The sequence below is a fragment of the Nocardioides panacisoli genome, from assembly GCF_019448235.1.
Taxonomy (GTDB): Bacteria; Actinomycetota; Actinomycetes; order Propionibacteriales; family Nocardioidaceae; genus Nocardioides; species Nocardioides panacisoli_A.
The window spans coordinates 2,670,699-2,696,541 of record NZ_CP080409.1; the positions used below are offsets into that span (position 1 = coordinate 2,670,699).

Genomic DNA, 25,843 nt, shown 5'->3' on the forward strand with positions numbered 1-25,843 from the left:
GGCGGTCGTGGTGAGTCAGTCCAGCGAGTCGCGGCGCGCCGGCCAGTCCGGCCAGCCGAGCCAGTCCGCCTTCATGGGCTTCGTGCACCGCCAGCGACGGGGCGCGGAGCTCTTCCTGCTCATCCTCGCCCTCGTCGTCGGCATCGGCGCCTACGCCACGGTCGGCCTCGGCCTGGAGGGCGAGGTCCCGACCAACCTGATCGGGTACGGCGGCTGGCTGGTGGCGCTCACCGTCGCCGCCCACGTCGTGGTCCGGATGGTGGCGCCGTACGCCGACCCGGTGCTGCTGCCGGTGGTGGCAGCACTCAACGGGCTGGGCCTGGCGGTGATCTACCGGCTGGACCAGGCACTGGACATCCAGAAGGCCGACCAGCAGCTGGTGTGGATGACCGTCGGAGTGGTCGGCTTCGCCGGCACGCTGATCCTGGTCTCCGACCACCGGATGCTGGCGCGGTTCACCTACACCTCCGGGCTGGCGGCGATCGTGCTGCTGCTGATGCCGCTGATGCCGGTCATCGGCGCCGAACGCACGCTGGGCGCGAAGATCTGGGTCGACCTCGGCCCGGTCGGCTTCCAGCCCGGCGAGCTGGCCAAGGTGCTGCTGGTCATCACCTTCGCGGGCTACCTGGTGGTGCACCGCGACGCGCTCGCACTCGCCGGACGGCGGCTGCTCTTCATCGACTTCCCGCGCGGGCGCGACCTCGGGCCGGTGCTGATGGTGTGGGTGGTGAGCCTCGGGGTGCTGGTGCTCCAGCGCGACCTCGGCTCCAGCCTGCTCTTCCTGGGCCTGTTCCTGATCATGCTCTACGTCGCCACCGAGCGGCCGGGCTGGCTGGTCGTCGGCGGGCTGCTGTTCCTGGGCGGGTCGCTGTTCTCCTACCTGTTCTTCGGGCACGTGCAGCAGCGCGTGGAGATCTGGCTCGACCCGTTCGCCGACCGCAACGGCGACGGCTTCCAGCTCGTCGAGGGCCTCTACGGCATGGCGTGGGGCGGCATGATCGGCCGCGGCTTCGGCGAGGGCATGCCGGGCCGCATCCCCGAGGTGGAGACCGACTTCATCCTTGCCGCGATCGGCGAGGAGCTGGGCCTCACCGCGGTGCTCGCGGTGCTGGTCCTCTACGGCCTCATCGTGGAGCGGGCGCTGCGGGCGGCGCTGATCTCCCGCGACGGCTTCGGCAAGCTGATGGCCACCGGCCTCGCGGGCGTCTTCGCGCTGCAGGTCTTCGTGGTCATCGGCGGCATCACCCGGCTGATCCCGCTGACCGGCCTCACGACGCCCTTCCTGTCCTACGGCGGCTCCTCGCTGGTGGCCAACTGGATCATCATCGCGTTGCTGCTGCGCATCTCCGACCAGGCCCGCCGCCCGCTGCCCTCGCAGCTGGGTGAGGAGCCCGAGGAGCCCGACGACGTGCACACCCAGGTCATCAAGACCACGACCGCGGGAGGTGGCGGCTCGTGAACAAGCCGATCCGCACCGTCGCGGTGTTCTGCATGTTCCTGTTCGTCGCGTTGATGGTCAACGCCAGCTACCTGCAGTTCTGGAAGGCCGAGGACTACAACGCCGACGGCGCCGACAACCGGCGCGTCACCGAGGAGGCGTTCAGCCGCGAGCGCGGCCAGATCCTCGTCGGCGACCAGCAGCCGATCGCGTTGAGCGAGCCGAGCAACGACCGCTACAAGTTCCTGCGGCAGTACCCCAAGCCGCTGGTCTACGGCCACACGACCGGCTTCCTGCAGCTCACCAGCCAGACCGGCATCGAGAACACCCAGAACGAGATCCTCTCCGGGCAGGACCCGCGGCTCTTCGTCGACCGGCTGGTCGACCTGGTGCAGAACCAGGACAACAAGGGCGGCAACGTCACCCTCACCCTCGACCCCGACGCGCAGCAGGCGGCGTACGACGCCCTGCGCAACTCGATCGGTCCCGAGGGCGAGGGCTCGGTGGTCGCCATCGAGCCCAAGACCGGGCGGGTGCTGGCGTCGGTGTCGCTGCCGGCCTATGACCCCAACAACCTCGCGACGCACGACTTCTCCGCCGCGGCCGACGCCTACGACCGGCTCGACCCCAGCGACGGCGACGGGGACGAGAAGCAGCCGCTGCTCAACCGCTCGATCCAGACGCGACTCGCGCCGGGCTCGACGTTCAAGGTCGTCACCGCCGCGGCCGCCATCGAGGCGGGCCTCTACAACGGCGGCGACCAGGTGCCCTCCGGCGCGACCTGGCAGGCGCCGGGCACGACCGGGGAGCAGAACCTCATCGACAACGAGGGCCGCACCGGATGCTCGCCTGAGAACATCAGCTTCGGCGCGGCGATGGCGCAGTCGTGCAACACCGCGTTCGCGAAGATGGCCGTGGAGCTCGGCCCCGAGGAGATGCGCGAGCGCTCGGAGGCGTTCGGCTTCAACAGCACCCAGTTCCAGGACCTGCCCGGTCAGGCGACCTCGATCTACCCCGAGAGCGTCACCGACGTCGTGGACGGCGAGGAGCAGGCGCCCCGTGAGCTCAACGACGCCGAGACCGCACGCACCGGCTTCGGCCAGTTCGACGTGCAGGCCACGCCGATGCAGATGGCGATGGTGATGTCGGCGATCGGCAACCAGGGCACGCTGATGCGCCCGCAGCTGGTGGAGAACGTGCAGTCGGCCGACTACCAGCTCATCGAGTCCTTCGAGCCCGACGAGCTGCGCGACGCGATCTCGCCCTCGACGGCGTCCCAGCTGACCGACCTGCTGGTGGAGACCGTCGACGGCGGCACCGCCAGCCCCGGCGGCATCCCCGGCACCAGCGTCGCCGGCAAGACCGGCACCGCGCAGCGCGGCGTGGAGGGCGCCGCGCCGTACGCGTGGTTCACCTCGTTCGCGCCGGCGGAGGACGCCGAGGTCGCGGTCGCGGTGATGATCCAAGAGGCGCCCGGACGTGAGATTTCCGGCGGCGGGCTGGGTGGCCCGGTCGCCAAGGCCGTGATGGAGGCGGTCCTGCGATGAACGACATGGCACAGCCCGTGGAGTACGCCGACGCGGCGCGGCGCTACCGGCTCGACTCCCGCATCGCGACCGGCGGCATGGGCGTGGTGTGGCGGGCGACCGACACCCGCCTGCACCGCGAGGTGGCGGTCAAGGTCCTCAAGGACGAGTACGCCGACGACGAGACCTTCCGCGCCCGCTTCGACACCGAGGCCCGCAACGCCGCCTCGCTGCACCACCCCAACATCGCCGGCGTCTTCGACTACGACGCCAGCCCCACCGACGGCCGCGCGCCGTTCCTGGTGATGGAGCTGGTCGACGGCAAGCCGCTGAGCTCGCTGCTGGCCGGCGGGCGTCCGCTGGACGCGGACGTGGTGCGGGACCTGCTCGCGCAGACCGCCGACGGACTCGCGACCGCCCACCGGGCGGGCATCGTGCACCGCGACGTGAAGCCCGCCAACCTGGTGGTCACCTCCGACCGCAAGGTGAAGGTCACCGACTTCGGCATCGCCCGCGCCGGCGACGCCGCGCAGATCACCCGCACCGGCGCCGTGATGGGCACCCCGCAGTACCTCGCGCCCGAGCAGGCGCTGGGCAAGCCCGCGACGGCCGCCTCCGACGTCTACGCCCTCGGCGTGGTCGCCTACGAGGCGCTCACCGGGGCGCGGCCCTTCGAGGGCGACTCCCCGGTCGCCACGATCATGGCCCACTCCCGCGAGCCGGTGCCCGAGCTGCCCGACTCGGTCCCCGCCGACCTGGCAGCCGTCGTACGCCGCGCCATGGCCAAGGAGCCCGGTGAGCGGTTCGCCGACGGCGCCGCGCTCGCCACCGCGCTGCGCGATCCCTCCGCGATGCCCCCGGCCGCGCCGGCGACCTCGGTGCTGCCGGCGACCGGCGCCACCGCGATGCACCAGCCGGATCAGCCGATGGACCGCCTGGGCGCCCCGGCGGCGTACGAGCCGGAGCCCGAGCCGACCACGGCCACCAACGCCACCGACCACAAGGACGACCGCAAGAAGGCGTGGCCGATCGTGCTGCTCGTCGTGCTGCTGGTCGCGGCGATCGCGCTGATCGCGGGGCTGCTGCTCACCGGTGGCGACGACGAGGAGCCGACCGAGGAGCCGACGACCTCCGAGCCCGCCACCACCGAGGCGGAGACGACGGAGCCGACGACGCCGAGCGAGACCGCCCCCGCGACGGTGCAGGTCAACGAGGGCGACTACCTGGGCCGTGACGTCGACCAGGTGGCGGCCGAGCTGCGCGACCGTGGTCTGCAGACCACGCTCACCGAGGTCGACAACGACGGCTCCCAGCAGGAGGACACCGTCGCGTCGGTCAACCCGACCGGATCGGTCGAGGAGGGCTCGGTCATCACCATCGAGCACTACGGCCCGCCGCCGGAGCCCGAGACGCCGACCCCGACGCCCACGCCGAGCCCGTCGGAGTCGCAGACCCAGGGGCAGGGGACGCCCACCAGCCCCAGCAGCGCGCTGCCGACTGACGGGGGCACCACGTGAACGACGAGTCGCCCGAGGGGCCGATGATCGGTGGCCGCTACCAGCTCGGTGAGCTGCTGGGCCGTGGCGGCATGGCCGAGGTGCGCAAGGCCGTCGACACCCGGCTGGGCCGGGTCGTCGCGATCAAGCGGCTCCGCACCGACCTCGCGACCGACGACAATTTCCAGGCACGCTTCCGGCGTGAGGCGCAGTCCTCGGCCGCGCTGAACCACCCCTCGATCGTCGCCGTCTACGACACCGGCGAGGAACGCGCCACCAACGGCGTCATGCAGCCCTACATCGTCATGGAGTACGTCGAGGGCCGCACCCTGCGCGACGTGCTCCGCGAGGGTCGCAAGATCCTGCCCGAGCGGGCCCTGGAGATCACCAGCGGTGTGCTGGCGGCGCTGGACTACAGCCACCGCGCCGGGATCATCCACCGCGACATCAAGCCGGGCAACGTGATGCTGACCCCGGCCGGCGACGTCAAGGTGATGGACTTCGGCATCGCGCGCGCCATGAGCGACGCGGCCACGTCGATGACCCAGACCGCGGCGGTGGTCGGCACCGCGCAGTACCTCTCCCCCGAGCAGGCGCGCGGTGAGTCCGTCGACTCCCGCTCCGACGTCTACTCCGCCGGCTGCCTGCTCTACGAGCTGCTCACCGGGCAGCCGCCGTTCGTCGGCGACTCGGCAGTGGCGGTGGCGGTCCAGCACGTGCGGGAGCCGGCGACGCCGCCCTCGCACCTGGACGCGGACCTGCCGGACTCGGTGGACGCGATCGCGATGAAGGCGCTGACCAAGCGCATCGACGAGCGCTACCAGTCGGCGGCGGAGATGCGCCACGACATCGAGCGCTACCTGGCCGGCCGTCCGGTGGCGGCGGTGGTGACACCGCCGGTGCCGCCACCGGAGGACCCGCCGACCGCGGTGGTCGGTGCCCCGGTGGCCGACGCGACCGGCGCCACGCCCGCGCAGGGCAACGGCGGCGACCGTCGCGACGACCGCCGCAACAAGGTGGGCTTCTGGGTGCTGCTCGGCCTGCTGCTGCTCGCGCTGATCGTGTCGGCGTTCCTGGTGTGGCCGCGGCTGTTCGACACCACCGAGCCCGACGTGCAGGTGCCCGAGGTGCTCGGGCTGTCGCGCGACGAGGCGCGCAGCGAGATCGGCGACGAGGGCCTCGAGGTCACCCACACCGAGGAGTGCGTGGACAACGACCGCTACGACTCGGGTCAGGTGGCCTCCCAGGAGCCCGCCGGCGGCGACTACGTCCCGCCGGGCGAGACCGTGGAGCTGGTCGTGTCGACGGGGCCGTGCGAGTTCGCGATGCCCAACCTCACCGGGCAGCGCCGCAACCCGGCCATCCAGTCACTGACCGACCAGGGCATCCCGCGGCGCAACATCTCCGTCAGCACCGTCGAGAGCGACGAGGCGAAGAACAGCGTCGTCGCCACCAGGCCCGAGCCCGGCAGCGCGATCACCACCGACACCAGCATCGAGCTGCGGGTCTCCGACGGCCGCGCGACGATCCCCGACATCGTCGGCATGCGGCAGAACGAGGCCGAGCAGCTGCTGCGCGAGCGCGGCTTCAACCCGGTGGCCCGCGAGGAGGACGACACCGAGCGGCCCAAGGGCGAGGTGGTCGAGCAGATCCAGCAGGCGGGTGAGAAGGCCGACGACGGCGACGACGTGGTCTTCTTCGTCTCCACCTACGACCCGAAGGCCGACAGCGACGACGACGGCCTGACCGACCAGCAGGAGGAGAACCAGGGGACCGACCCCAACGAGCCCGACACCGACGGCGACGGCGTGCAGGACGGCCAGGAGGTCGAGGACGGCACCGACCCCAACGAGCCCGACACCGATGGTGACGGCGTCGACGACGGCGAGGACCCCGACCCGAACGACCCGGACGTCCCCGGCGGCCCGACCGACGACGACGAGCTCGTCCCCGACTGACTCGGCGCCAACTCGGCCGAAGAAGGTGCCGAGTCGGCGTGAACTCGGCTCAGAAACCGGTCGAGTCGGCGTGAACTCGGCTCAAGAACCCGCCGAGTCGGCGCCAACTCGGCACCGCGTCAGGCGAGCGGCTCGGCGTACTGGTGGTCGATGAGGCCCTCGAACGCCGGCGCCTGGATCTCCTCGACGCCCTCGAGGTCCCAGCCCTTCTGGATCCGCTCGTCCTCGGCGTCGGACATGTAGATCTGCACCCACGGGTCGGCGCGGACGGACTCGGCGATCTCCTCCTGGTCACCGACCGCCTCGATGACGAACGGCTGCGGGTACGGGCGGCCCTGCAGCTGCACGACACTGCCGCGGCAGCGGATGCCGGTGGTGGAGACGACGCGCTGGCCGGCGATGGTGATCGCCTCGGCGCCGCCGACCCACATCGCGTTGACGACGGCCTGGATGTCCTGCTGGTGGACGACGTACCAGTTGGGCTTGGGGTACTCGCGGTCCTCGGGGTTGTCGCTGGCGTGCCGCTCGACCGCGACGTCCATGAGGTCCTTGGGCCCGTCCGAGAGCGTCACGCGGATGCCGGATCCGCTGCGCGGCGTCATGCCGGCGGGGTCGTGGAGCTGGTCGGCCTGGGTCTGGAGCTGCTCGACGCGGCCGTCGTCGACGTTGCTGGTGAGGTCCTCGATCTGGGCGTCGAGCTCGTTGACGCGGGCCTCGAGGGCGTCGTACTCCTCGGTCTCGGCCTGGGCGAGTCCGGCGAGGTCCTGGTAGCGCTGCGGACGCAGGTCGATGCCGTCGCTGCTGACCGCGGAGGACACGAAGAGGACGCCGATCAGTACGCCGGCCACCGGGGTCCCCCAGCGCCATGCGGCCGACCGGCGGCCCGGAGTGGTCTCCTCGTCCGCACCCGTCATACTGTCTAGCCTAGGTGGCGTCATCCAACGACGGCACCTGCCACCGCACCGAGCGCCGAGTTGAGGAGAAACCGTGGCGAAGCTGCCGAAGCTGCCCCGCCCGTCGAAGAAGGACGACGACGTGCTGGCGAAGGCCTTCGAGCCCGACAAGGGGCCGGCGTTCTCCGTGCGGTTCGTGCTCGCGCTGGTGCTCATGATCGGCGGCATCGCCTGGGTCGCCTACTACTACCTGGGCGTGCGGCCCACCGACGGCTGGTTCGCCGCGACCCCGGTGGCCGACCAGGACGGCTCCGGTCCGATGTTCATCCAGGAGCTGCAGGACTGGAACTACCTGATCGGCTTCGGCGCGGTCGCGCTCGGCCTGATCGTCGCCGCGCACCCCTCCACGCCGCTCGGCCGCGGTCGCGGCGTCGTCGCCGGCATGCTGGGCTGCTTCGTCGTGGGCGTGCTGTGGATCTGCGTCTACTACGTCACGCAGACCTCCTCGCCGCCGATGGACATCCCGATCTTCAACGACCTGGCCCAGAAGAACCTCTTCGTGGGCATCGGACTGATGGCGGTGGGCTTCACCTTCGCCACCAAGTGGGAGTAGCCGACCCCACGATCACTCCTTGCTGACCCGCCTCGTTCGTCGAGGCGGGTCGCTTGGTTTTCCACAGGGTTTCCCACAGTCGGGGGATAACTACACGCATGTCATTCGCCCACAACTGTGGACAAACCTGTGGAAAACGGGTCTCGACAGGCTCGACCACCGGATCGCCGCTCGACCAACGGCCGCGGCGGGTCTCGACAAGCTCGACCAACGTGCCGCCGCTCGACCAACGTGCCGCCCAGCAGGCGGGGTCAGAGCAGGGTGACGGCGCGGGCGACGGTCGCGGCGAGGAGTACGACGACCAGCAGGGCCAGGCCGCCCCACTGGACCAAGCCGCGGCGCTCCCGTGGCGCGAACACGAAGAGGGCGGCGATGAGGGCGCCGCCGAGGAAGCCACCCAGGTGTCCCTGCCAGGACACGTTGGGGATGGTGAAGGTGATGAAGGCGTTGATGCCCAGCCAGATCAGCAACGGCTGGAGGTCGCCGCCGACCTTCCACACCACGACCAGCAGCGCACCGAGCATCCCGAAGATCGCGCCCGAGGCGCCGAGGGTGTGGCTGTTGACGGCGGAGAGCCAGAAGACGCAGACCGAGGCCGCGAGCCCCGAGGCGAGGTAGAGCGCCAGGAAGCGCGTCCGTCCGAGCACGCGCTCCAGCTGCGGCCCGATGAACCACAGCACCAGCATGTTGGCGCCGATGTGCCACACGTCGACGTGGGCGAAGGCGCTGGTGATCATCTGCCACAGGGCGCCGTCGGCGACGCCGGGGAACCACACGCCGTCGCCCTGCGTGCCGTTGGTGCACAGCCCCGCGCTGTCGACGCTGGGGTAGTAGCTGTCCGGGCTGGCCGCGGAGTTGCACACCCCGACCGGGCTCAGCGCGAGCCGGTTGATCAGGTCACTGGTGCGCCAGCCGGTGGCGATGATCGCCAGCCAGACCGCGGCGTTCAGCCCGATAAGGACGTACGACGTCAGCGCGGGGTTGTCCGAACGCTTGCCGCCGTACGGCGTCTGTCCGGTCCGCGTCTGCTTGCGGCCCTCGGCGACGCAGGCGGGGCACTGGAACCCGACCGATGCCTCGTGCATGCAGTCCGGGCAGATCGAGCGATCGCACCGCTGGCAGCGGATGTAGCACTCGCGGTCGGGGTGCCGATAGCAGGTCGGCACCCCGCCGGACGGTTCGGACATGGCTGGTCAGACGGGGTGGGTCAGTTGACCTCGACCGACTCGATGACGACCGGGTCGATCGGCTTGTCCATCGCACCGGTGGGCACGGCGGCGATCGCGTCGACGACGTCGCGGCTGGCCTGGTCGGCGACCTCACCGAAGATGGTGTGGCGGCCGGTCAGGTGCGGCGTCTGGGCGACGGTGATGAAGAACTGCGAGCCGTTGGTGCCCGGGCCGGCGTTGGCCATGGCGAGCAGGTAGGGCTTGGTGAAGGCGAGCTCGGGGTGGATCTCGTCCTTGAACTTGTAGCCGGGGCCGCCGGTGCCCTGGCCGAGGGGGCAGCCGCCCTGGATCATGAAGCCGGAGATGATCCGGTGGAAGATCAGGCCGTCGTAGAACTTCTCGCCCGAGCGGCCGGCGTCGTCGGTGTAGTCCTTCTCGCCGGTCGCGAGGCCGGTGAAGTTGGCGACCGTCTCCGGCGCGTGGTTGGGGAAGAGGTCGACGGTGACGTCGCCCTTGTTGGTCTTGAAGGTGGCCTGCTGGTTCGCCATGCCGAGGTGCCTCACGCTCTGTCAGGATCCGACCCCGGACGGGGCCGCGGTGTCGTTCGCTGTCGTCGCGATCCTACGGGTCTCGGCCTGATCGGCGGGCGGGCGGTCGCCTGTGGATGGTAGACATGGAACAGTACGGCTTGAGACGCCAGGCCACCTCGGACGTGGAAGGAACCACCACGATGCTGCGCAAGAAGAAGACGTTCGCCGACGAGGCCCGTGAGTGGGCGGAGGACGCCCGCGACTGGGCCGAGGACGTCGTGGAGACCATGCGCCCCCACGTGGAGTCGGCGCGCGAAGCCATGGACGACTTCGTGCACGACCGCGCGGTCCCCGCGCTGCAGGACGCCCGTGACAACGCCCAGCCCTACATCGCTGCCGGCGCGGCCAGCCTGGCCGAGCACGCCGAGCACGCGGCCGAGGTGGCGCAGGAGCGTGCGGACCAGCTGGCCGACCAGGTCGCGGAGGCGGCCGGTCGCCCGCGCAAGAAGAAGCGCTCCAAGTTCAAGATCGCACTCGTCGTGGGCGCGGTCGGCGGTGCGGCGGCGTACGCCGCGAAGAAGTTCGGCGGCAGCTCCAGCGCCGCGCAGGACGCCTGGACCCCGCCGACGCCGCCCGCCCCGGTGCAGTCCTCCCCGGGTGCGCCGCCGACCGACATGGCCGAGGAGAGCCTCGGCGAGGAGGCCCAGGACAAGGGTTCTGAGGCCAAGGACGGCCAGAAGCCGGACCCGCTGAGCGACCCGATCCCGCCGGAGGACAAGCCCTGATCCAGGGCGAGTCGCTTCGCTCCGACCCGCCCGTCATCATGGAGGCATGACGGGCGGGGAGGAACGGGTCCGACGGCTGGTGGTGCTGGCCGCGATCACGTTCGCGTACGCCGTCGCGCTCGGACTCGTCTACGTCCTCACCGTCCGCACCGACCTGGGCCGCGCCTTCGAGGACGCCGCCCTGCGCGGTGCGGTCCTGACCAGTGTGGCCGAGGCCGCCGACGTCGTCCTCGACATCGTCTCGGTCGGTTCCCTCTTCGGCGCGCTGGCCGTCGTCGCCCTCATCGCGCTGGTGCGCCTCGCCCGGGTCCCGGGCCTCGCCGCCGTCGGCATCATGGTCGGCGCGAACCTCAGCACGCTCGTGCTCAAGGAGGCGCTGCTCTCCCGCCCCGACGTGGGCCTGGAGGAGTACGCGCCCGTCACGCTCAACAGCCTCCCGGGCGGCCACAGCACGGCGGTCCTCTCCGCGCTCGCCGCCGTGCTCTTCGTGCTGCCGCACCGGCTGCGGCTGCCGGTCGCGACGGCCGGCGGTGCGCTGGTCTTCCTGACCGCGGTCGCCACCATGTCGGCCGGCTGGCACCGCGCCGGCGACTCGGTGGCGGCGTTCCTGGTGGTCGGCGGCTGGACGGCGCTGGCAGCGACGGTGGTGGTCGCGGTCTCGGAGGAGCCGACGCACGCGCCCGCGCGGTCGTCGTACGCCGCCCGCTGGCTGGGGGCGGCCACGGCCGGTGCGCTCGCGCTGGGCCTGGTGGTGGCACTGACGCTGGATGCGGCGGCCGCGTTCCGCGACAGTGCACTCGGCCAGACGGTGGCGTTCCTGGCGGCGACGCTCGTGGTGCTCGGTGCGCTGGCGGGCGTGCTGCTGGTGACGCTGCGGGTGCTGGAGATGATGGAGTCCGCGGCCGGCGCCTCGCCGGTGCCGACCGGCTCCGGACGCCGCTGAGCCTCGGTCCGATGCCGCGGCCCAGCGGCCGCGAAACATCACCCAAGCAGGGGATGGGGAGCCCTCGTCGTCGCACTAGGTTCGAGGAGCGACCGCGTCGCGGACGCATCCACTCGAGGAGGGGTCATGGACACTCGCACCATCGCCATCGCAGCGTTGATCATCGCGGTGCTGCTGGTCATCGTGTTGTTCGTCGTGTGAGGACACGGCGTCGCGACGCCCGCGCATCGCGACGCCCGTGCGCCTCCCGGGTGTGGCCGACGGGTCTAGGCTCGCGGCATGACTGCCATCGATGTGGGTCGCCCCGTGGAGGGCGACATCTTGGACCTCATCCTCGACGACCACCGCCTCTTCGAGGTCATGCTGCGCCAGCTGCGTGACGCGACCGCCGACCGCGACGCGGTCCGCAGGGCCTTCGCCGACGTGCTGATCGCGCACGGCGAGGCCGAGGAGGAGGTCGTCTACCCCAAGTTGCGGCGCAAGGCCGAGGACATCGGCGAGCACGAGGTGCACCACGGCCACGAGGAGCACGCCGAGGGCAACGAGGCGCTGCTGCAGGTGATGGAGCTCAAGGGCACCGACACCGAGTCCTTCGACGAGGCGGTGGAGAAGCTGAGCAACCTGGTCGCGCACCACCTCGCCGAGGAGGAGTTGAGCATCATCAACCCGGCACGGGCCGAGGTCGGGCCGCGGGTCCGCAGTGACCTGGGCAAGCAGTGGGCGGCGCGGCGCAACGAGCTGCTCGACGCCAACTGCGGCTCACTGGAGAACCTGCGTCGCATCGTGAAGCAGGCCGACCGCGAGGGCCTGCTCGACGACGACTGAGTGCGAGGAGCCCTTGCGGAGGTACGCCGACCTCAGCCGACGGGGGTCACTCCTCCCGCGGGGAGGCTCCGACGAGCTCGGGGTTCTCCTCGCGGAGCTGGCGGGCGGCCTGCCGCTCGACGTAGAAGATCAGGCCGGGCACGAGGCCGGCGACCATCAGCAGCAGGAACCGGCTCAACGGCCACAGTGCCTTCTGGGTGAGCACGAACGCGACGACGACGTAGACGATGTAGATCCAGCCGTGGATCATCCAGATCCAGTCGAAGTCCTCGCCGAGGCGCTGCACGGAGCTGCCCTCGGCGAAGCCGTACTTGGCGATCGCGTCGAGCGTGCCGGCCACGAGGAGCACGCCGACGACCATCGCGAGTGCTTGGTAGGTGCGGAACAGGCTCACGTCCAGAACCTAGCGCTCGGCCGGTCGCGGGGCGGCATCGGTGTCCTCGTCGGCTGCGTCACCCTCGGGCCGGTCAGCCTCGGCCGCGGCGGCTGCCACGGCGAGGTCGCGGGCGCGCTCGTCGCGGACGTAGCGCCACCACACGAACCCGGCGAACCCGGCGAAGACGAACCACTCGATCGCGTAGAGCAGGTTGCGCAGCGCGGTGAAGCGGTCGACCTGCGGGAGCTGGTCCAGCGTGGCCTCGGTCATCTCGGCCGAGGCGGTGTTCTGCTCGCCGCCCTCGAGGGTGCGGGCGTTGTCGAGGACGACGTAGGCGGCGTACAGGTCGCCGGGGGTGCGCTGCACGAGGTCGGCGACCCGCAGCTGCGGGAGTACGTCGTCGGTCGGGTCGTCGTCGATGGCGCCGGTGCCCTCCGAGGGCTGGAGCCAGCCGACGACCTCGGCGGTGCCGGTCGGCGGTGGGGTCGGTTCCTCGTCGGGCGCGACCCAGCCGCGGACGACGGGGACGGCGGGGTCGTCGCGGTCGCCGGTGGTGAGCGGGGTGACGACCCAGCGGCCGACCTGCCCGCCGCCGGTCTCGCGGCCGTCGATGAGGACGGTGCTGTCGGGCAGCCAGGTGCCGTCGATGCGGACGGGCTGGCCGACGCTCTGCCCGGGGAACGGGTCGTCGGGCCCGAGCACGGAGGACAACGCGACCGGGTCGCGCTGGGTGAGGTCGACCTGCTCGGCGTCGCGGCGTACCTGCCAGGCGTCCCACTGCCACACGCCGAACCCGACCGCGATCGCCATGCACACCAGCGCCAGCAGGTGCGCTCCCACCATCCGGGGCGTCCACCAACCGCGTGCACTCACCCGCTCAGCCTACGAAGCCACCCCGTACGCCGCCGCATTCGCCCGGGCGTGACCTTCGCCCGGTCGCCGGGCGGGTGTCGTCGCTGGTCCGCCCGGTCTCGAGGCTCGTCGCTGGTTCGCCCGGTCTCGAGGCTCGTCGCTGGCGCTCCTCGCACCTCGACCACCAAGGGGTCGGCCCCCTTTGTTGGTCGAGCCGACGCCGTGAGGGACGAGCGGCGGCGTGTCGAGACCCCCGCACCCGCTCCTCGCACCTCGACCACCAAGGGGACCGGCTCGTTGGCCCGACCGGCCTTGGTGGTCGAGCCGACGCCGCGAGGGACGAGCGGCGGCGTGTCGAGACCTCCGCAGCCGCTACGCCGACCGCACCCCACGCGCCCGCACCAGATCCAAGGCCATGGCGACGTACCGGTCGGCGACGTCCTCGGGGGTCAGTCCGCCGGAGGGGCGGTACCACTGGGCGACGCCGGTGCACATGGTGACGAGCGCGCGGGCAGTGTCCTCGGGGTGGTCGAGGGCGAAGTCGCCGGACTCGCACCCGGCGGTGACGATGGCGTCGGTGAGGGACTGCTGCCGGTCGCGGCGTTCGATGTGGGCGGCGCGTTCGGTGTCCTCGAGGCCGCGGATCTCGCTCCAGGCGACGAAGGCGAGGTCCTGGCGGCGGGCGTGGAAGAGGACGAGGCACTCCACGTGGGCGGCGAGCCGGTCGACGGGCGCCGCGTCGGGGTCGTCGGCGGCGAGGCTGCGCCACCACAGGTCCTCCATGGCGTGGCGCAGGCAGGCGACGAGGAGGTCCTGCTTTCTGCGGTGGTGGTGGTAGAGCCCGGCGACGGAGAGGCCGGCGGCGGCGGCGAGCTCGCGGATCGAGGTGCCGTGGTAGCCCTGCTGCACGAAGCAGTCGAGCGCTGCGCGCAACGTGGCGGGCAGGTCGTCGCGGTCGTGGGCGCGCCAGTCCCGCGGCTCGTCCTCGGTGTCGGTCACCGTCGTGCTCCCCCCCTCCATTTCGCGGTCCGGCCTTGACGCCCGGTGTGAGGCTTGGCACAGTCTGCCACAGTCCGACCGAGCGCTCGCTCGGTCCACGGAACGGTCAGGGAGGCCCAGGGAGATGCAGTCCTCGCAGGTGGCGAGTCTCGACGCGGCGTGGCGCGCCCGTGTCGCCGCGGCGCCGCAGGACGCCGCCGTGCTGCACGGCGATCTCGCCTGGTCAGCCGCCGACCTGGACGCCCGCGTGGACGCGATGGCGGCCGGTCTCGAGGACGCCGGCATCGCGCCGGGCGACCGGGTGGGCCTGCTGCTGCAGAACGTCCCCGACGCACTCACCACGCTGCTGGCCGCCTGGCGCCGCGGCGCGACGGTCGCCCTGCTCAACCCGATGTACGCCGGCGAGGAGCTGCGCCACCTGCTGCGCGACTCGGGTGCCCGGCTGGTGGTGACCGACTCCTCACTGTGCGCGACGCTCGCCGAGGCCGCGACCGGCACCGAGGTGGCGACGGTGTGGGCCACGACCGACACCGGCACCGACGACCAGCCGCCGGTCCCGGCGGACGTGACCGCGCTGGCCGACGTGCTCGACCGCCACGCCGACCAGGCGCCGACGCCGGTCGACTCCGACACCGACACGGTGGCGCTGCTGACCTACACCTCCGGCACGACGGGTCCGCCCAAGGGCGCGATGAACACCCACGGCAACGTGCTCGCGGTGGCGGCCGGCGTACGCGAGCAGATGGGGCTGAGCGGCGAGGACCGGGTGCTGTGCGTGGCGCCGGTCTTCCACATCACCGGTGCGGTGATCACGTCCGCGGCGCCGCTGCTGGCGGGCTCGGCCGTCGTACTGGTCGGGCGGACGAGCCCGGACAAGATCGCCGAGGCCTGCACCCGGCACGGGGTGACGACGACGACCGGGTCGATCACGGTCTACCACGGGCTCTCGCAGGCCGAGGGCGTCGACCGCGACACGTTCGCGACGGTGAAGCACCTGTGGTCGGGCGGTGCGCCGGTGCCGCCGGCGACGGTGGCGCGGTTCGCGGAGTCGTTCGGGCCCTACATCCACAACATCTTCGGCATGACCGAGACGACCTCGGCGTGCATCGCGGTGCCGTTGGGAGAGCAGGCGCCGGTGGACCCGGAGACGGGGTCGCTGGCGATCGGCAAGCCCTACCCGGGTGTCGAGGTGCGCGTGCTGGACCCGACGGGCGAGCCGCTGGGGCCGCGCGAGCACGGCGAGCTGGAGATCACCGGCGCCTGCATCGTGCCGGGCTACTGGCAGAACGAGGCGGCCACGGCGGAGACGATGCCGGGCGGTCGGCTGCGGTCCGGTGACGGCGCGATGGTCGACGAGGACGGCTGGGTCTACATCGTCGACCGGCTCAAGGACCAGATCAACACCTCCGGCTACAAGGTGTGGCCGCGTGAGGTGGAGGACGTGCTGACGCGGCACGACGACGTGCACCAGGCGGCGGTCGTCGGGGAGCCGGACGACTACCGCGGCGAGGCCGTGGTGGCGCACGTCGTGCTCGACTCCGGGGGGACCGCGACGGCCGAGGAACTGGTGGCCTTCGCCCGTGAACGGCTGGCGGCGTACAAGGTGCCGCGTCGGGTGGTGCTCACCGACGCGTTGCCGACCACGGCCACCGGCAAGATCCAACGCCGCGCACTGCGCGAGTCCTGACGTCGCGACGCCGTACGCCGCGACACTTCTCGAGAGGAATCCCAATGCTGTCCACGTTGTCCCGCCCGTTGAGCCGCTTCGTCGAGCGGTGGATCCCTGGCCCGCTGGCGCTGGCGGTCGTGCTGACCGCCGTGGTGGCGGTGATGGCGCTGACCATGACCGACGCCTCTGCCGATGAGGTGGTGCTGGCGTGGGGTGATGGCCTGACCGGGCTGCTGGCGTTCATGACTCAGGTGGCGCTGGTGCTGCTGCTGGGCTACTCGCTGGCGAACGTGCGGCCGGTGCACCGGCTGCTGATCAAGGTGGCGTCGCTGCCGCGGAGCCCGCGGCAGGCGTACGGCTTCCTGGCGCTGGTGGGCGGCATCGCGTCGCTGATCAGCTTCGGCCTGGGGCTGATCGTGGCGGGTGTCATGGCCGTGGAGGTGTCGCGGGTGTTCCGCGACCGCGGCCGGCCGCTGCACTATCCGCTGCTGGTGGCGGCGGGCTACTCGGGCTTCGTGGTGTGGCACATGGGCTACTCGGGCTCGGGTCCGCTGAACGCCGCCACCGACGGTGGTGCCTACACCGACCTGCCGGGCGGCATCGTGCCCGTCGCGGAGACGACGTTCTCCTCGTGGAACATCATCGCCACCATCGTCACCCTGGCCGTGGTCACCGTCGCGATGATGGCGCTGGCGCCCTCGCGGGATGAGGAGGTCGTCGCCGCCCCGGACGCGGTGTACGACGAGAAGGCCGAGGCCGACGTGCCGGCGGCAACCGACCACGAGGTGGAGAAGACTCCGGCGGACCGCGTCGACACCTTCCGCGGCGTCACGCTGATCGCGGGCGTCTTCATGTCGCTCTACCTGGTGCTGTTCTTCTACAACAACGGCTTCACGCTCAACCTGGACCTGGTCAACTGGACCTTCCTCGCGCTGATCCTGCTGCTGGTGGGCAACGCCAAGGAGCTGGCCGAGCTGATCGCGCGCGGTGGCCGCACGGTCGGTGAGGTGCTCCTGCAGTACCCGCTCTACGCCGGCATCATCGGCATGATGGGCGCCACCGGCCTGGTGGAGATCATCAGTGAGTTCTTCATCGACATCTCCAGCCCCGGCACGCTGGGCCTGTTGGCCTTCCTCTCCGCGGGACTGCTCAACATGTTCGTCCCCTCCGGTGGCGGCCAGTTCGCGCTGATGGCGCCGCTCTTCGCCGGTGCCGCCGACTCCCAGGGCGTCGACCAGTCGGTCGTCATCATGGCCATCGCGTACGGCGACCAGTGGACCAACATGATCCAGCCCTTCTGGGCCGTCCCGCTCCTCGCCGTCGCCGGGCTACGTGTCCGCGACATCCTCGGCTATACGTTCGTCACGCTGATCCTGTCGGGTGTCGTCTTCGCCGGGACGTTGCTGGTTCTCGGGGCTGGCTGACTCCGGGTCGACAGATTGCGCTGCGGCGGTCAACTCTGATGAAGAGGTCGGGCGTAGGAGTGCCGACAGGTCAAACTCCCCTCTCGCGATCAAATGCCTCACGAGAACCTGACAACGCCTCGCGTAGTCGATCCAGCAAGAGCTTCGTGCGAGCGGGCGCGGTTGCAACATCAGTCTCTTCAACTTCGCGCCAGAGCTCCTCCTTCATGTTGCCTGCGTCCGACCAGGTCTCGACCGAGATCATCGCATGTATCCTGATTCGTTCGCCCAAGACCTGAAGCGCGACGGCGGCGACAAACGTGACGCTGTACTGGGGTTGGTGCTCAGCTACAACCATGCGGCCCGTCTCAAACGCCACTGTTTCTCTTGCAGCACCCGGCGCACGGCGGCGTTGCCCCTCCGGAACTGCGGTGATGCTCGAGTGGACCTGGACGAGGGCTGCTGGCCAATCCGCCAGCACGGCCGCGACCGTATCCACGCCGTCCGCTAGCACCGCTGCTACGGACTGCGCGGCCTCACGCGCGACTGCTAATGAAGCATCGGCTTCGCGCTCCGCCGACCTCAGCTCCTCGAGTCGCGCGGCTAGCGTGCCCTTGCGTAGCGCACCGAAACTCGAGACTGGTTCCGTTGCAACGTCTGCAATTGACGTGTTCCCAAGGTCGACCGGGAAGCTCACAAGATGTCTGTTGTGGAAGCGAAGCTGGAAGGTGGGAACTGATCCAAGTGGCCACAAGACTGCCTGCAAGGCGGCAATGCGCTCCTGTGGGAACTCATCTCCCAGAAACACGCCGTTGAGTGCGTCAGTTATATCGAGATTGAACGGCGAGAGCGAAAGGTCAGTGCGAACAAGACGAAACTCCGACTCGTTGGACCAGTCAATGTGTTTGCTGAAGAACAAATCTTGCTGGTGAGTCTCGGAGTAGCGAAGAGCAGCAGCGTCTGCGCCAAACTCCTGTATTTGACGCAAGTTGATGGCCTCAGGGCCAGAGCCAAGACTGACCGTGCGGTACCGGACGTCGCCGCTGAACTGGTGGACGGCGGAACACTTCGCCGCTTCGAACGCCGACAACAGTTTCTGACGATCGAACCGCAGACACAGTCCCGCATGACGTTGGCCGTAGTGGGCCCAGAGCGAGAGGTGGGACCACCCACGAAGCGCGTTCCTATCGGACACTGCCTCCGGAAGGTCCCAGTCATTTGTGAAGCAAGCGACCTTGGAGTGCATGCGGATGTGGCGATCGATCTCCCGCCACAACTCCATCGTCGCCTCCGAACTGAGTCCGGATTCACCCTGCAGGCTTGGGTATAGCGGTCTCGATTCCCACAGGTCGTTCGTTCCGTGGAATGGCGACAGGCGGATGGTCCGGGTAGCCAAGATGCCAAGGATGGCCGCGTCTGAGGATGTGTAGTGGTACAGGTCGTCCGTTCTTTTCTTCGGGGCGTTGCGCAGTTCCTCTTCGAGGTACGCGGTGTAGTCGGTCGGCATGAGTCCATGCAACCAGCCGGGCTAGTGAACGAGCCCGAGTGGAGCTGGAGGCACGCGGACAATCTGGCCTAGTCGATCCTCGCGCGTGGAACCCACCAGCGCCTCGAAGTGGCGCGTCGAAGCGGGCATGGTCGACGCTTGATGTGAGTACGAGGAAGAAGGTCGATCCCCCGAGCCAGCGCATTGCGCGGTGTAGGCGGTCCACGTCGGTCGATTGCAGGATTCGCATCCAAGCCATCGCAACGGTCGGCTGTCACCCTGAGCGCACAGCCGGGGGCGCTCGCACCGAGAGCGGTCCGCAACAGGACACTCGCGGCGATTGTCGGCGACCACATGGCGATGCGAGCGTGAACCTGCGGCAGGTCACAGACTCGGTCGGCGGCGCAACTGCTTGGTCTCGCCGCGCTTCTTCTTGTTGGTGACCCGGCGGCGTTGGGATGCCTTCGACGGCTTGGTGGGGACGCGGCGGCGGGCGCGTGGGCGCAAGGCTCGTTCGAGCTGCTCCGCCAGGCGCTCCTCGGCGAGGCGACGGTTGCGGTGCTGGGAGCGATGGTCAGCCGCGACCGCCGTGACCTCGGCGCCGAGCCGGGCGACCAGGCGATGCTTCAGGTCGTCGGGGAACGCCTCGGAGCCGGCCAGGTCGAAGACCAGCTGCACCTTCGTGTCGGTGGTGTTCACGTGCTGCCCGCCCGGCCCGGACGAGCGCGAGAAGCGCCACGTGAGGTCCGCATCGGGGATCACGTGGCCACGTACCTCGATCACCACGACGCACACCCGACCGATCGCGCTGCCCGGTCCGGCAGCGTGGCGGGATCGTCAGTGGTCACCCGCCCATGATGCCCGTGGCAGGTCGCGCCGGGCGGGCCGCCGGGCGGAGACTGGTGCGGTGGACTCGACCCGTCAGCTGCTGCTCGCCGAACGCGAGCGCGTGCAGGCGCGGTTGGCCGAACTGACCGGCGACTACCGCAACATCGTCGACGCCAGTCGCGACGACAACGCCGACGACGAGCACGACCCCGAAGGCGCCACCATCGCGTTCGAACGCTCCCAGGTCGCCACCGTCATCGAGCAGACCCGACGGCACCTCGACGAGCTCGACGCTGCGGTCGCGCGGGTCGATGCGGGGACGTACGGCGTCTGCGAGCGGTGTGGGCGCACGATCCCCGCCGCTCGGCTCGAGGCCCGGCCGGTGGCGCGGACGTGTGTCTCGTGCTGAGACGGTCGCTGGTTGGGCGCGTCCCGTTGGGTGGTCTCGACAAGCAAGGGGTCTCGACAGGCTCGACCAACGGGACGGGTCGACCAACGGGGACAGGGCGACCAACGCGTGGGCTTGAGCGACGCGGCGGGACCGACCAACGCGGAGAAGCTCGGCCCGCGGTCAGGGTCGGGGCTTGGGGCCGCCGCCGGGGAGGATCGCGCGGACGATGCGGATGGGCAGGGTCACGATGCCCTGGAGCAGGCCGAGGATCGAGTGCAGGATGCGCATGGGGACCGCCTTGGGGGTGGGGTGTGGTTCCGGTCTGGTCGGCAGTACCCACCACGCGGTCTTCGTATGCGCCGGCGCTGAGGGACGGCGGCGGCGTACGGCGTGGGGTCTGTTGTGTCATTTGGTGTCACTCGGTGACACCGGACGACACGTATGTGCTCTGAGGTCTCGACAGGCTCGACCAACGGAGCGGGCACGGTCTCGACAGGCTCGACCAACGAGGGTCTCGAGGCTCGTCGCTGGCGCTCCTCGCACCTCGACCAACAAGGCCAGTCGGGTCTCGACGGGCTCGACCAGCGGGGGTCAGGTTTCGCAGGCGGCGAAGGGGAGGGTGCGGTCCTCGACCCAGGAGGCGGCGCGGGCGGGGCGGGTCATGCGGTAGCCGAGCTCGCCGTCCAACGGGCTGGCGACGCCGCCGTCGAAGACGCGGCCGAACTCGGGGTCCAGCTGCGGCAGGTGGGAGGCGAGGCGCAGGCGGGTGAAGGCGTCCTCGCGCTCGTCGCCGAGGCGGACCGTGGCCAGCTCGCGGCCCAGGTGGACGGCGTAGTGGTCCAGCTCGTCCAGGCTCGCGACGTCGCGCTCGGCCTTGCCCTCGAGCCGGTCGACGATGTCGTCGCCGTAGAGGTCCTCCAGCGGCACGCAGCCCCGCTCGAGGTAGCTCGCGTTGGCCTCCCGGCCACCCAGCAGCACCGCCGCCGAGTCGCTGCCCCACGACGACTCCGCGTCGGGCACCTCACCGGAGGTCACCAGGTTGTGCTTCGCATCGAGCGTCGCACCCTGCAGCGGCCCCACGCCGGCCTGGATCGCGCGCCGGATCCGTGCACTCGGCAGGTCGCCGTGGAAGGCCAGCACCCAGCCCTGCGCGCCGTCGGAGTACGACGCCTCCCACGCCACGTCGTCCTGTCCGAGGGAGAAGTTCTCCCGCAGCCGGTCCTCGAAGGGCCGCAACAGCCCCTCGGTCAACGCCGCCGTCCGCGGCAGCCGCCGCCAGAACCGGTCCCGGTCGCCCTGCGGCGAGGACCCGTCCAGCTCACCGAAGCCCAGCGTCAGCCGCAGCTGGTCGAAGTCGGTGACCTCGAGGCGCCGCGCGTCCAGCGGCACCAACGGCAGCACCGCCGCCGACGGCTCCAGCGCCGGGTCGTACGCCGTCAGCACCGGCGGCTCGTCACCGCTCGGCGCGTAGAACGGCTCGGCCTGCTCGCTGCAGGCCGCCAGTCCGAGCAGCACGACAGCCAGCACCGTGGAGCGCAGGAGCCGACTTCTCACGGGCCGGATTCTGCCACGTGCGCCCCCCGCGTCACGGATCGAAGCGATAACCCAGCCCCGGCTCGGTGATCAGGTGCCGCGGCCGCGACGGGTCCGCCTCCAGCTTGCGACGCAGCTGCGCGAGGTAGACCCGGAGGTAGTTCGTCTCCCGTTGGTAGACCGGCCCCCACACCTCGGCCAGCAGGTCCCGCTGCGTCACCAGCGTGCCCGGCGTGCGCACCAGCACCTCCACCAGGTGCCACTCGGTCGGCGTCAGCCGCACCTCGCCACGCGGCCCCCGCGCGGTCTTCGCCGCCAGGTCCAGCCGGAAGCTCTCGGTCTCCACCACGCTCGGCACGTCCGGCGGCGCACCCCGCCGCAGCGCGGCCCGGAGCCGCGCCAACAGCTCGTCCATCCCGAACGGCTTGGTCAGGTAGTCATCGGCCCCCGAGTCCAGCGCCGTCACCTTGTCGTCCTGCCCGTCGCGCGCCGACAGCACCACGATCGGCACCCCGCTGGAGAGCCGCAGCCGGTCGATCACCGCGCCGCCGTCCATGTCCGGCAGCCCCAGGTCGAGCACCACGAGATCCACCGGCCGGCGTTCGGCGATCGCGATCGCCTCCGCCCCGGTGCCGGCCACCTCGACGTCGTACTGCCGCGCCGAGAGGCTGATCCGCAGCGTCCGCGCCAGCTCGGTGTCGTCCTCGACGACCAGCAGTCGGGGCACCCGGCTCACCCGGCCTGCAGCGTGAGCGTCATCGTCAGCCCGCCGCCCGGCGTCGTCGACGGCGTCACCGGGATCGCCATCACCTCGCAGAAGCCCGCCACGATCGCCAACCCCAGCCCGCTCCCGGCGCCGGCGTCGCGCTCGTCCAGCCGGTGGAATGGCTGGAACATCGCCTCCCACTGCTCCTCGGGTACGCCGGCACCCCGGTCCACCACGGCCAGCAGCACACGCCCCTCGCCCTCGGCGTACGCCGTGATGCGCGGCCCCTGCGGGTCGGCGCGGACGGCGTTCATCACCAGGTTCGCCACGACGCGCTCGAGCAGGTCCGGGTCGGCGGTGACGGTGGGCAGGTCCTCGGGCACCGCGACCTCGACCGGTGCGGCGGCCGGGCCGAGGCTGAGCAGCGCGCGGCCCACCACCTCGTCCAGCACCACCGACTCCGGGCGCAACGACACCGCGCCGGCCCGGATGCGCGACATGGCCAACAGGTTGGTGACCACCTCGTCGAGCCGGTCGGTGGAGTCGTCGATGGTGCCGAGCAGCTCGGCCCGCTCGGCCTCTGGCCAGGTGACGTCGGGCTGGCGCAGGCTGGACACGGCGGCCTTGATGCCGGCCAGCGGCGTCCGCAGGTCGTGGCTGACCGCGGCCAGGATCGCCGCCCGCACCCGGTCGGTCTCGGCCAGCTCGCGCGCCCGCGCGGCCTGCGCGTCGGCCTCGTCGCGGTTGGCCTCGGCGGCGACCCGGTGCCGCGCACCGATCTCCACCGCCGCGCTCACCAGCACCGCCACCACCACGAAGACCGACAGCTCCACCAGTCGCTCGAAGACCTCCACCTGGAGCGTGTAGTAGGGCTCGGTGAGCAGGAAGTTCGCCAGCAGGAAGGACACCAGCGCCCCCACCACGCCCGGCCCCAGCCCACCGACCACGGCGACGACGACCACCGCGAGCAGGTAGAGCAGCAGCACCACCTCCAGCGCGGAGCTGTCCCGGACCGGCAGCAGCGCCACCGTCCCCAGCGGGAGGCCACCGACCACCAGCAGCCACGCCGTACGCCGCCGGCGCTCGGGGATCACCTCCACCATGCGCTCACGATCCCACGGCGCCGCGCGCGTTGACGGCGCACTGACGGTTTCTTGACGCATCCTTCACGCCCGCACCACTACCGCCGCCCCGGGCAGGCCACAACGATGGAGGCATGGACCCCACCCCGGTCATCGGCGCCGTGCTGCTCGCCGCCGGGATCTGCCTGGTGCTGGTCGGCGTCGTCCGCGAGGTCGGCACCACCCGGGCGCTGGGCTGGCAGACGCTGGCGACCATCGCGGCCGGGGTCGCGCTCCTCCTCGGCGGCCAGTGGCTGATCCAGTGAGCACGACCCTCAACCGGCGCGGGCTGCGCGCCCGCGGCCGACGTCGCCTCTTCCACCACCCCTCGCAGGTCGTGGTGACGGCCTTCGCCGCCGTGATCGCAGTCGGCACCCTGCTGCTCTCGCTGCCGATCGCCCGCTCCGGCGACGGCGCCGCACCCCCGGCCGACGCACTCTTCACCGCCACCAGCGCGGTCTGCGTCACCGGCCTCATCGTCGTCGACACCCCGACCTACTGGTCCACCTTCGGCGAGGTCGTCATCCTCGCGCTGATCCAGGTCGGCGGCTTCGGCATCATGACGCTCGCCTCGCTGCTCGGCCTCGTCGTCGCCCGCCGCCTCGGGCTGCGCTCGAAGCTGTCGGCCGCCACCGAGACCAAGAGCCTCGGCATCGGCGAGCTGCGCGGCCTGCTGCTCGGCGTGCTCAAGGTGAGCGTCCTGGTCGAGACCGCCACCGCCGTCGTGCTGACCGCCCGCTTCGCCGTGGGGTACGACGAGCCGCTCGGCCGGGCGGCGTACCTCGGCCTCTTCCACGCCGTGTCGGCCTTCAACAACGCCGGGTTCGCGCTCTTCAGCGACAGCCTCATGGGGTTCGCGACCGACCCGTGGATCTGCGTGCCGATCGGGCTGGCCGTCATCGTCGGCGGGCTCGGGTTCCCGGTGCTGCTGGAGCTGCGGCGCCACCTGCGCGAGCCGCGCCGCTGGAGCCTGCACACCAAGCTGACGCTCACCGTGACCGGCGTACTGCTGGTGGCGGCGTTCGCCTTCATCACCGCCAGCGAGTGGCGCAACCCCGCCACCATGGGCGCGCTCGAGCCGCGCGGGCGACTGCTGACCGGCTGGTTCCACGCGATCATGCCGCGCACCGCGGGCTTCAACTCCCTCGACGTCGCCCACATGCAGGACGGCACGCTGTTCGGTACGACGATCCTGATGTTCATCGGCGGCGGCTCGGCCGGCACCGCGGGCGGGATCAAGGTGACGACGTTCGTCGTGCTGCTCTTCGTGATCCTCGCCGAGGTGCGTGGCGAGGACCAGGTGCAGGCCTTCCGCCGCCGCGTCGACCACCGGGTGCAGCGGCAGGCGCTCACCGTCGCGCTGCTCGCCGTCGGCGCGATCGTCACCGCCACGCTGGCGTTGACCTCGCTGACCGAGCACACCCTGACCGAGGTGCTCTTCGAGGTGACCTCGGCCTTCGGCACCGTCGGGCTGTCGACCGGCATCACCTCCGAACTGCCTGCGGCCGGCGACCTGCTGCTCGTGGCGCTGATGTTCCTGGGCCGGCTCGGCCCGATCACGCTCGTCACCGCGCTCGCCATCCGCGAGCGCCGCACGCTCTACCAACACCCCGAGGAGAGGCCGATCATTGGCTAGCAGGCACGACCGACTCACCCGCAGCGTCGCCGTCATCGGACTCGGCCGGTTCGGCAAGTCGCTCGCGCTGGAACTCATGGGCGAGGGCGCCGAGGTGCTCGGCGTCGACGCCGACCCCGCCGTCGTCCAGGCCCTCTCCGGGCGGCTCACCCACGTCGTGTGCGCCGACAGCACCCAGGACGAGGCGCTGCACCAGCTCGGCATCAGCGACTTCCGCAAGGTCGTCGTCGGCATCGGCACCGACATCGAGGCCAGCATCCTCACCACCTCGGTGCTCGTCGACGCCGGCATCGGCGACATCTGGGCCAAGGCGATCAGCCACTCCCATGCCCGCATCCTCGGCAAGGTCGGCGCCCACCACGTCGTCCGCCCCGAGCACGACATGGGCAAGCGCGTCGCCCACCTCATCCGGGGGCGGATGCTGGACTACATCGAGTTCGACGACGGCTACGCGATGGCCAAGACCAACGCGCCGCGCTGGATGTGGGAGCTCTCGCTCGGCGACAGCGAGGCCCGCCGCAAGCACGACATCACCGTCGTCGCGATCAAGCGGCGCGGCGAGGACTTCACCTACGCGACCGCGGAGACCGTCGTACGTCCCGGTGACGTCTTCATCGTCTCGGGCACCCGCGACCGGGTGGAGGCCTTCAGCGCCCTCGACTGAGCG

General features: G+C 71.0%; 25 protein-coding genes. 14 read left to right on the forward strand and 11 right to left on the reverse strand.

From position 1 onward, the window contains the following. Positions 1 to 10 precede the first annotated feature (10 nt). The 4 genes from KUV85_RS12910 to pknB are packed head-to-tail and all read left to right on the forward strand — an operon-like array spanning position 11 to position 6,418. Positions 11 to 1,459: an FtsW/RodA/SpoVE family cell cycle protein gene (locus tag KUV85_RS12910; RefSeq protein ID WP_337926628.1), complete on the forward strand. Its 1,449-nt coding sequence runs from the start codon at positions 11 to 13 to the stop codon at positions 1,457 to 1,459. Next, positions 1,456 to 2,985: a peptidoglycan D,D-transpeptidase FtsI family protein gene (locus tag KUV85_RS12915; RefSeq protein WP_219960305.1), complete on the forward strand. Its 1,530-nt coding sequence runs from the start codon at positions 1,456 to 1,458 to the stop codon at positions 2,983 to 2,985. The genes KUV85_RS12910 and KUV85_RS12915 overlap by 4 nt, the downstream gene beginning before the upstream one ends. A 5-nt stretch (positions 2,986 to 2,990) precedes the next feature. Continuing rightward, complete coding sequence (locus KUV85_RS12920; protein ID WP_219960306.1) at positions 2,991 to 4,481, forward strand: serine/threonine-protein kinase; 1,491 nt, start codon at positions 2,991 to 2,993, stop codon at positions 4,479 to 4,481. Positions 4,482 to 4,504: 23 nt separating this feature from the next. After that, the gene (gene pknB, locus KUV85_RS12925; RefSeq protein WP_337926641.1) at positions 4,505 to 6,418 is read left to right on the forward strand and encodes a Stk1 family PASTA domain-containing Ser/Thr kinase; all 1,914 of its coding nucleotides are present in this window, start codon (positions 4,505 to 4,507) and stop codon (positions 6,416 to 6,418) included. 119 nt (positions 6,419 to 6,537) lie between these two features. On the opposite strand, the gene KUV85_RS12930 is transcribed toward pknB, so the two are convergent. Then, positions 6,538 to 7,332: a DUF881 domain-containing protein gene (locus KUV85_RS12930; RefSeq protein ID WP_219960308.1), complete on the reverse strand. Its 795-nt coding sequence runs from the start codon at positions 7,330 to 7,332 to the stop codon at positions 6,538 to 6,540. A 73-nt stretch (positions 7,333 to 7,405) separates the two neighbouring features. Between KUV85_RS12930 and KUV85_RS12935 the strand changes: the two genes are divergently transcribed. After that, positions 7,406 to 7,924, forward strand: a complete 519-nt coding sequence (locus KUV85_RS12935) for a cell division protein CrgA (protein ID WP_219960309.1) — start codon at positions 7,406 to 7,408, stop codon at positions 7,922 to 7,924. A gap of 251 nt (positions 7,925 to 8,175) precedes the next feature. Here the strand turns inward: KUV85_RS12935 and KUV85_RS12940 are convergent, their stop codons facing one another. Both KUV85_RS12940 and KUV85_RS12945 read right to left on the reverse strand, forming a co-directional pair. Then, positions 8,176 to 9,111, reverse strand: a complete 936-nt coding sequence (locus KUV85_RS12940) for a rhomboid family intramembrane serine protease (RefSeq protein WP_219960310.1) — start codon at positions 9,109 to 9,111, stop codon at positions 8,176 to 8,178. Between the two features lie 20 nt (positions 9,112 to 9,131). After that, complete coding sequence (locus KUV85_RS12945; protein ID WP_219960311.1) at positions 9,132 to 9,641, reverse strand: peptidylprolyl isomerase; 510 nt, start codon at positions 9,639 to 9,641, stop codon at positions 9,132 to 9,134. A gap of 125 nt (positions 9,642 to 9,766) precedes the next feature. Between KUV85_RS12945 and KUV85_RS12950 the strand changes: the two genes are divergently transcribed. The 3 genes from KUV85_RS12950 to KUV85_RS12960 all read left to right on the forward strand — a co-directional run bounded on the left by KUV85_RS12950 (position 9,767) and on the right by KUV85_RS12960 (position 12,176). Further along, positions 9,767 to 10,408, forward strand: a complete 642-nt coding sequence (locus KUV85_RS12950; protein ID WP_219960312.1) for a hypothetical protein — start codon at positions 9,767 to 9,769, stop codon at positions 10,406 to 10,408. A gap of 46 nt (positions 10,409 to 10,454) precedes the next feature. Continuing rightward, complete coding sequence (locus tag KUV85_RS12955; RefSeq protein ID WP_219960313.1) at positions 10,455 to 11,351, forward strand: phosphatase PAP2 family protein; 897 nt, start codon at positions 10,455 to 10,457, stop codon at positions 11,349 to 11,351. A gap of 279 nt (positions 11,352 to 11,630) precedes the next feature. Next, positions 11,631 to 12,176 (forward strand): hemerythrin domain-containing protein, encoded by a 546-nt coding sequence (locus tag KUV85_RS12960; RefSeq protein ID WP_219960314.1) that lies wholly within the window; start codon positions 11,631 to 11,633, stop codon positions 12,174 to 12,176. A gap of 46 nt (positions 12,177 to 12,222) precedes the next feature. On the opposite strand, the gene KUV85_RS12965 is transcribed toward KUV85_RS12960, so the two are convergent. From KUV85_RS12965 to KUV85_RS12975, 3 genes are all read right to left on the reverse strand, one after another. Continuing rightward, entirely contained in the window at positions 12,223 to 12,570 is a 348-nt protein-coding gene (locus KUV85_RS12965) for a DUF3817 domain-containing protein (protein WP_219960315.1), read from the reverse strand. Between the two features lie 9 nt (positions 12,571 to 12,579). Further along, positions 12,580 to 13,425, reverse strand: coding sequence for an SURF1 family protein (locus KUV85_RS12970; protein ID WP_219960316.1), 846 nt, complete (start codon positions 13,423 to 13,425; stop codon positions 12,580 to 12,582). Positions 13,426 to 13,776: 351 nt separating this feature from the next. After that, positions 13,777 to 14,403, reverse strand: a complete 627-nt coding sequence (locus KUV85_RS12975) for a TetR/AcrR family transcriptional regulator (RefSeq protein ID WP_219960317.1) — start codon at positions 14,401 to 14,403, stop codon at positions 13,777 to 13,779. 124 nt (positions 14,404 to 14,527) lie between these two features. Here KUV85_RS12975 and KUV85_RS12980 point away from each other — a divergent pair, with 124 nt between their 5' ends. Next, positions 14,528 to 16,090: a class I adenylate-forming enzyme family protein gene (locus KUV85_RS12980; RefSeq protein ID WP_219960318.1), complete on the forward strand. Its 1,563-nt coding sequence runs from the start codon at positions 14,528 to 14,530 to the stop codon at positions 16,088 to 16,090. Between the two features lie 44 nt (positions 16,091 to 16,134). After that, a complete protein-coding gene (locus KUV85_RS12985; protein WP_219960319.1) occupies positions 16,135 to 17,496 on the forward strand; it encodes a short-chain fatty acid transporter in 1,362 nt (453 codons plus the stop codon). 70 nt (positions 17,497 to 17,566) lie between these two features. Here the strand turns inward: KUV85_RS12985 and KUV85_RS12990 are convergent, their stop codons facing one another. Beyond that, positions 17,567 to 18,982 (reverse strand): DUF2971 domain-containing protein, encoded by a 1,416-nt coding sequence (locus tag KUV85_RS12990; protein WP_219960320.1) that lies wholly within the window; start codon positions 18,980 to 18,982, stop codon positions 17,567 to 17,569. 363 nt (positions 18,983 to 19,345) lie between these two features. After that, positions 19,346 to 19,747 (reverse strand): alternative ribosome rescue aminoacyl-tRNA hydrolase ArfB, encoded by a 402-nt coding sequence (gene arfB, locus KUV85_RS12995; RefSeq protein WP_219960321.1) that lies wholly within the window; start codon positions 19,745 to 19,747, stop codon positions 19,346 to 19,348. A 121-nt stretch (positions 19,748 to 19,868) separates the two neighbouring features. Here arfB and KUV85_RS13000 point away from each other — a divergent pair, with 121 nt between their 5' ends. Further along, a complete protein-coding gene (locus KUV85_RS13000) occupies positions 19,869 to 20,198 on the forward strand; it encodes a TraR/DksA family transcriptional regulator (RefSeq protein WP_219960322.1) in 330 nt (109 codons plus the stop codon). Between the two features lie 573 nt (positions 20,199 to 20,771). On the opposite strand, the gene KUV85_RS13005 is transcribed toward KUV85_RS13000, so the two are convergent. From KUV85_RS13005 to KUV85_RS13015, 3 genes are read right to left on the reverse strand one after another with little or no spacing between them, the layout of a single operon-like run. Beyond that, positions 20,772 to 21,734, reverse strand: a complete 963-nt coding sequence (locus KUV85_RS13005; RefSeq protein ID WP_219960323.1) for a hypothetical protein — start codon at positions 21,732 to 21,734, stop codon at positions 20,772 to 20,774. Positions 21,735 to 21,765: 31 nt separating this feature from the next. Further along, positions 21,766 to 22,449 carry a response regulator gene (locus KUV85_RS13010; RefSeq protein ID WP_337926629.1) on the reverse strand — a complete coding sequence of 228 codons (684 nt, stop codon included), beginning with the start codon at positions 22,447 to 22,449 and terminating at the stop codon, positions 21,766 to 21,768. Then, positions 22,446 to 23,522, reverse strand: coding sequence for a sensor histidine kinase (locus KUV85_RS13015; protein ID WP_219960324.1), 1,077 nt, complete (start codon positions 23,520 to 23,522; stop codon positions 22,446 to 22,448). The genes KUV85_RS13010 and KUV85_RS13015 overlap by 4 nt, the downstream gene beginning before the upstream one ends. Before the next feature lie 113 nt (positions 23,523 to 23,635). Between KUV85_RS13015 and KUV85_RS13020 the strand changes: the two genes are divergently transcribed. Genes KUV85_RS13020 through KUV85_RS13030 form a run of 3 tightly spaced genes read left to right on the forward strand, consistent with a single transcriptional unit; the run spans position 23,636 to position 25,840 of the window. Next, a complete protein-coding gene (locus KUV85_RS13020; protein WP_219960325.1) occupies positions 23,636 to 23,806 on the forward strand; it encodes a hypothetical protein in 171 nt (56 codons plus the stop codon). Then, positions 23,803 to 25,176, forward strand: coding sequence for a TrkH family potassium uptake protein (locus KUV85_RS13025; protein WP_219960326.1), 1,374 nt, complete (start codon positions 23,803 to 23,805; stop codon positions 25,174 to 25,176). Before KUV85_RS13020 ends, KUV85_RS13025 begins: the two co-directional genes overlap by 4 nt. After that, the gene (locus tag KUV85_RS13030) at positions 25,169 to 25,840 is read left to right on the forward strand and encodes a potassium channel family protein (protein ID WP_219960327.1); all 672 of its coding nucleotides are present in this window, start codon (positions 25,169 to 25,171) and stop codon (positions 25,838 to 25,840) included. The genes KUV85_RS13025 and KUV85_RS13030 overlap by 8 nt, the downstream gene beginning before the upstream one ends. Positions 25,841 to 25,843: the final 3 nt, after the last annotated feature.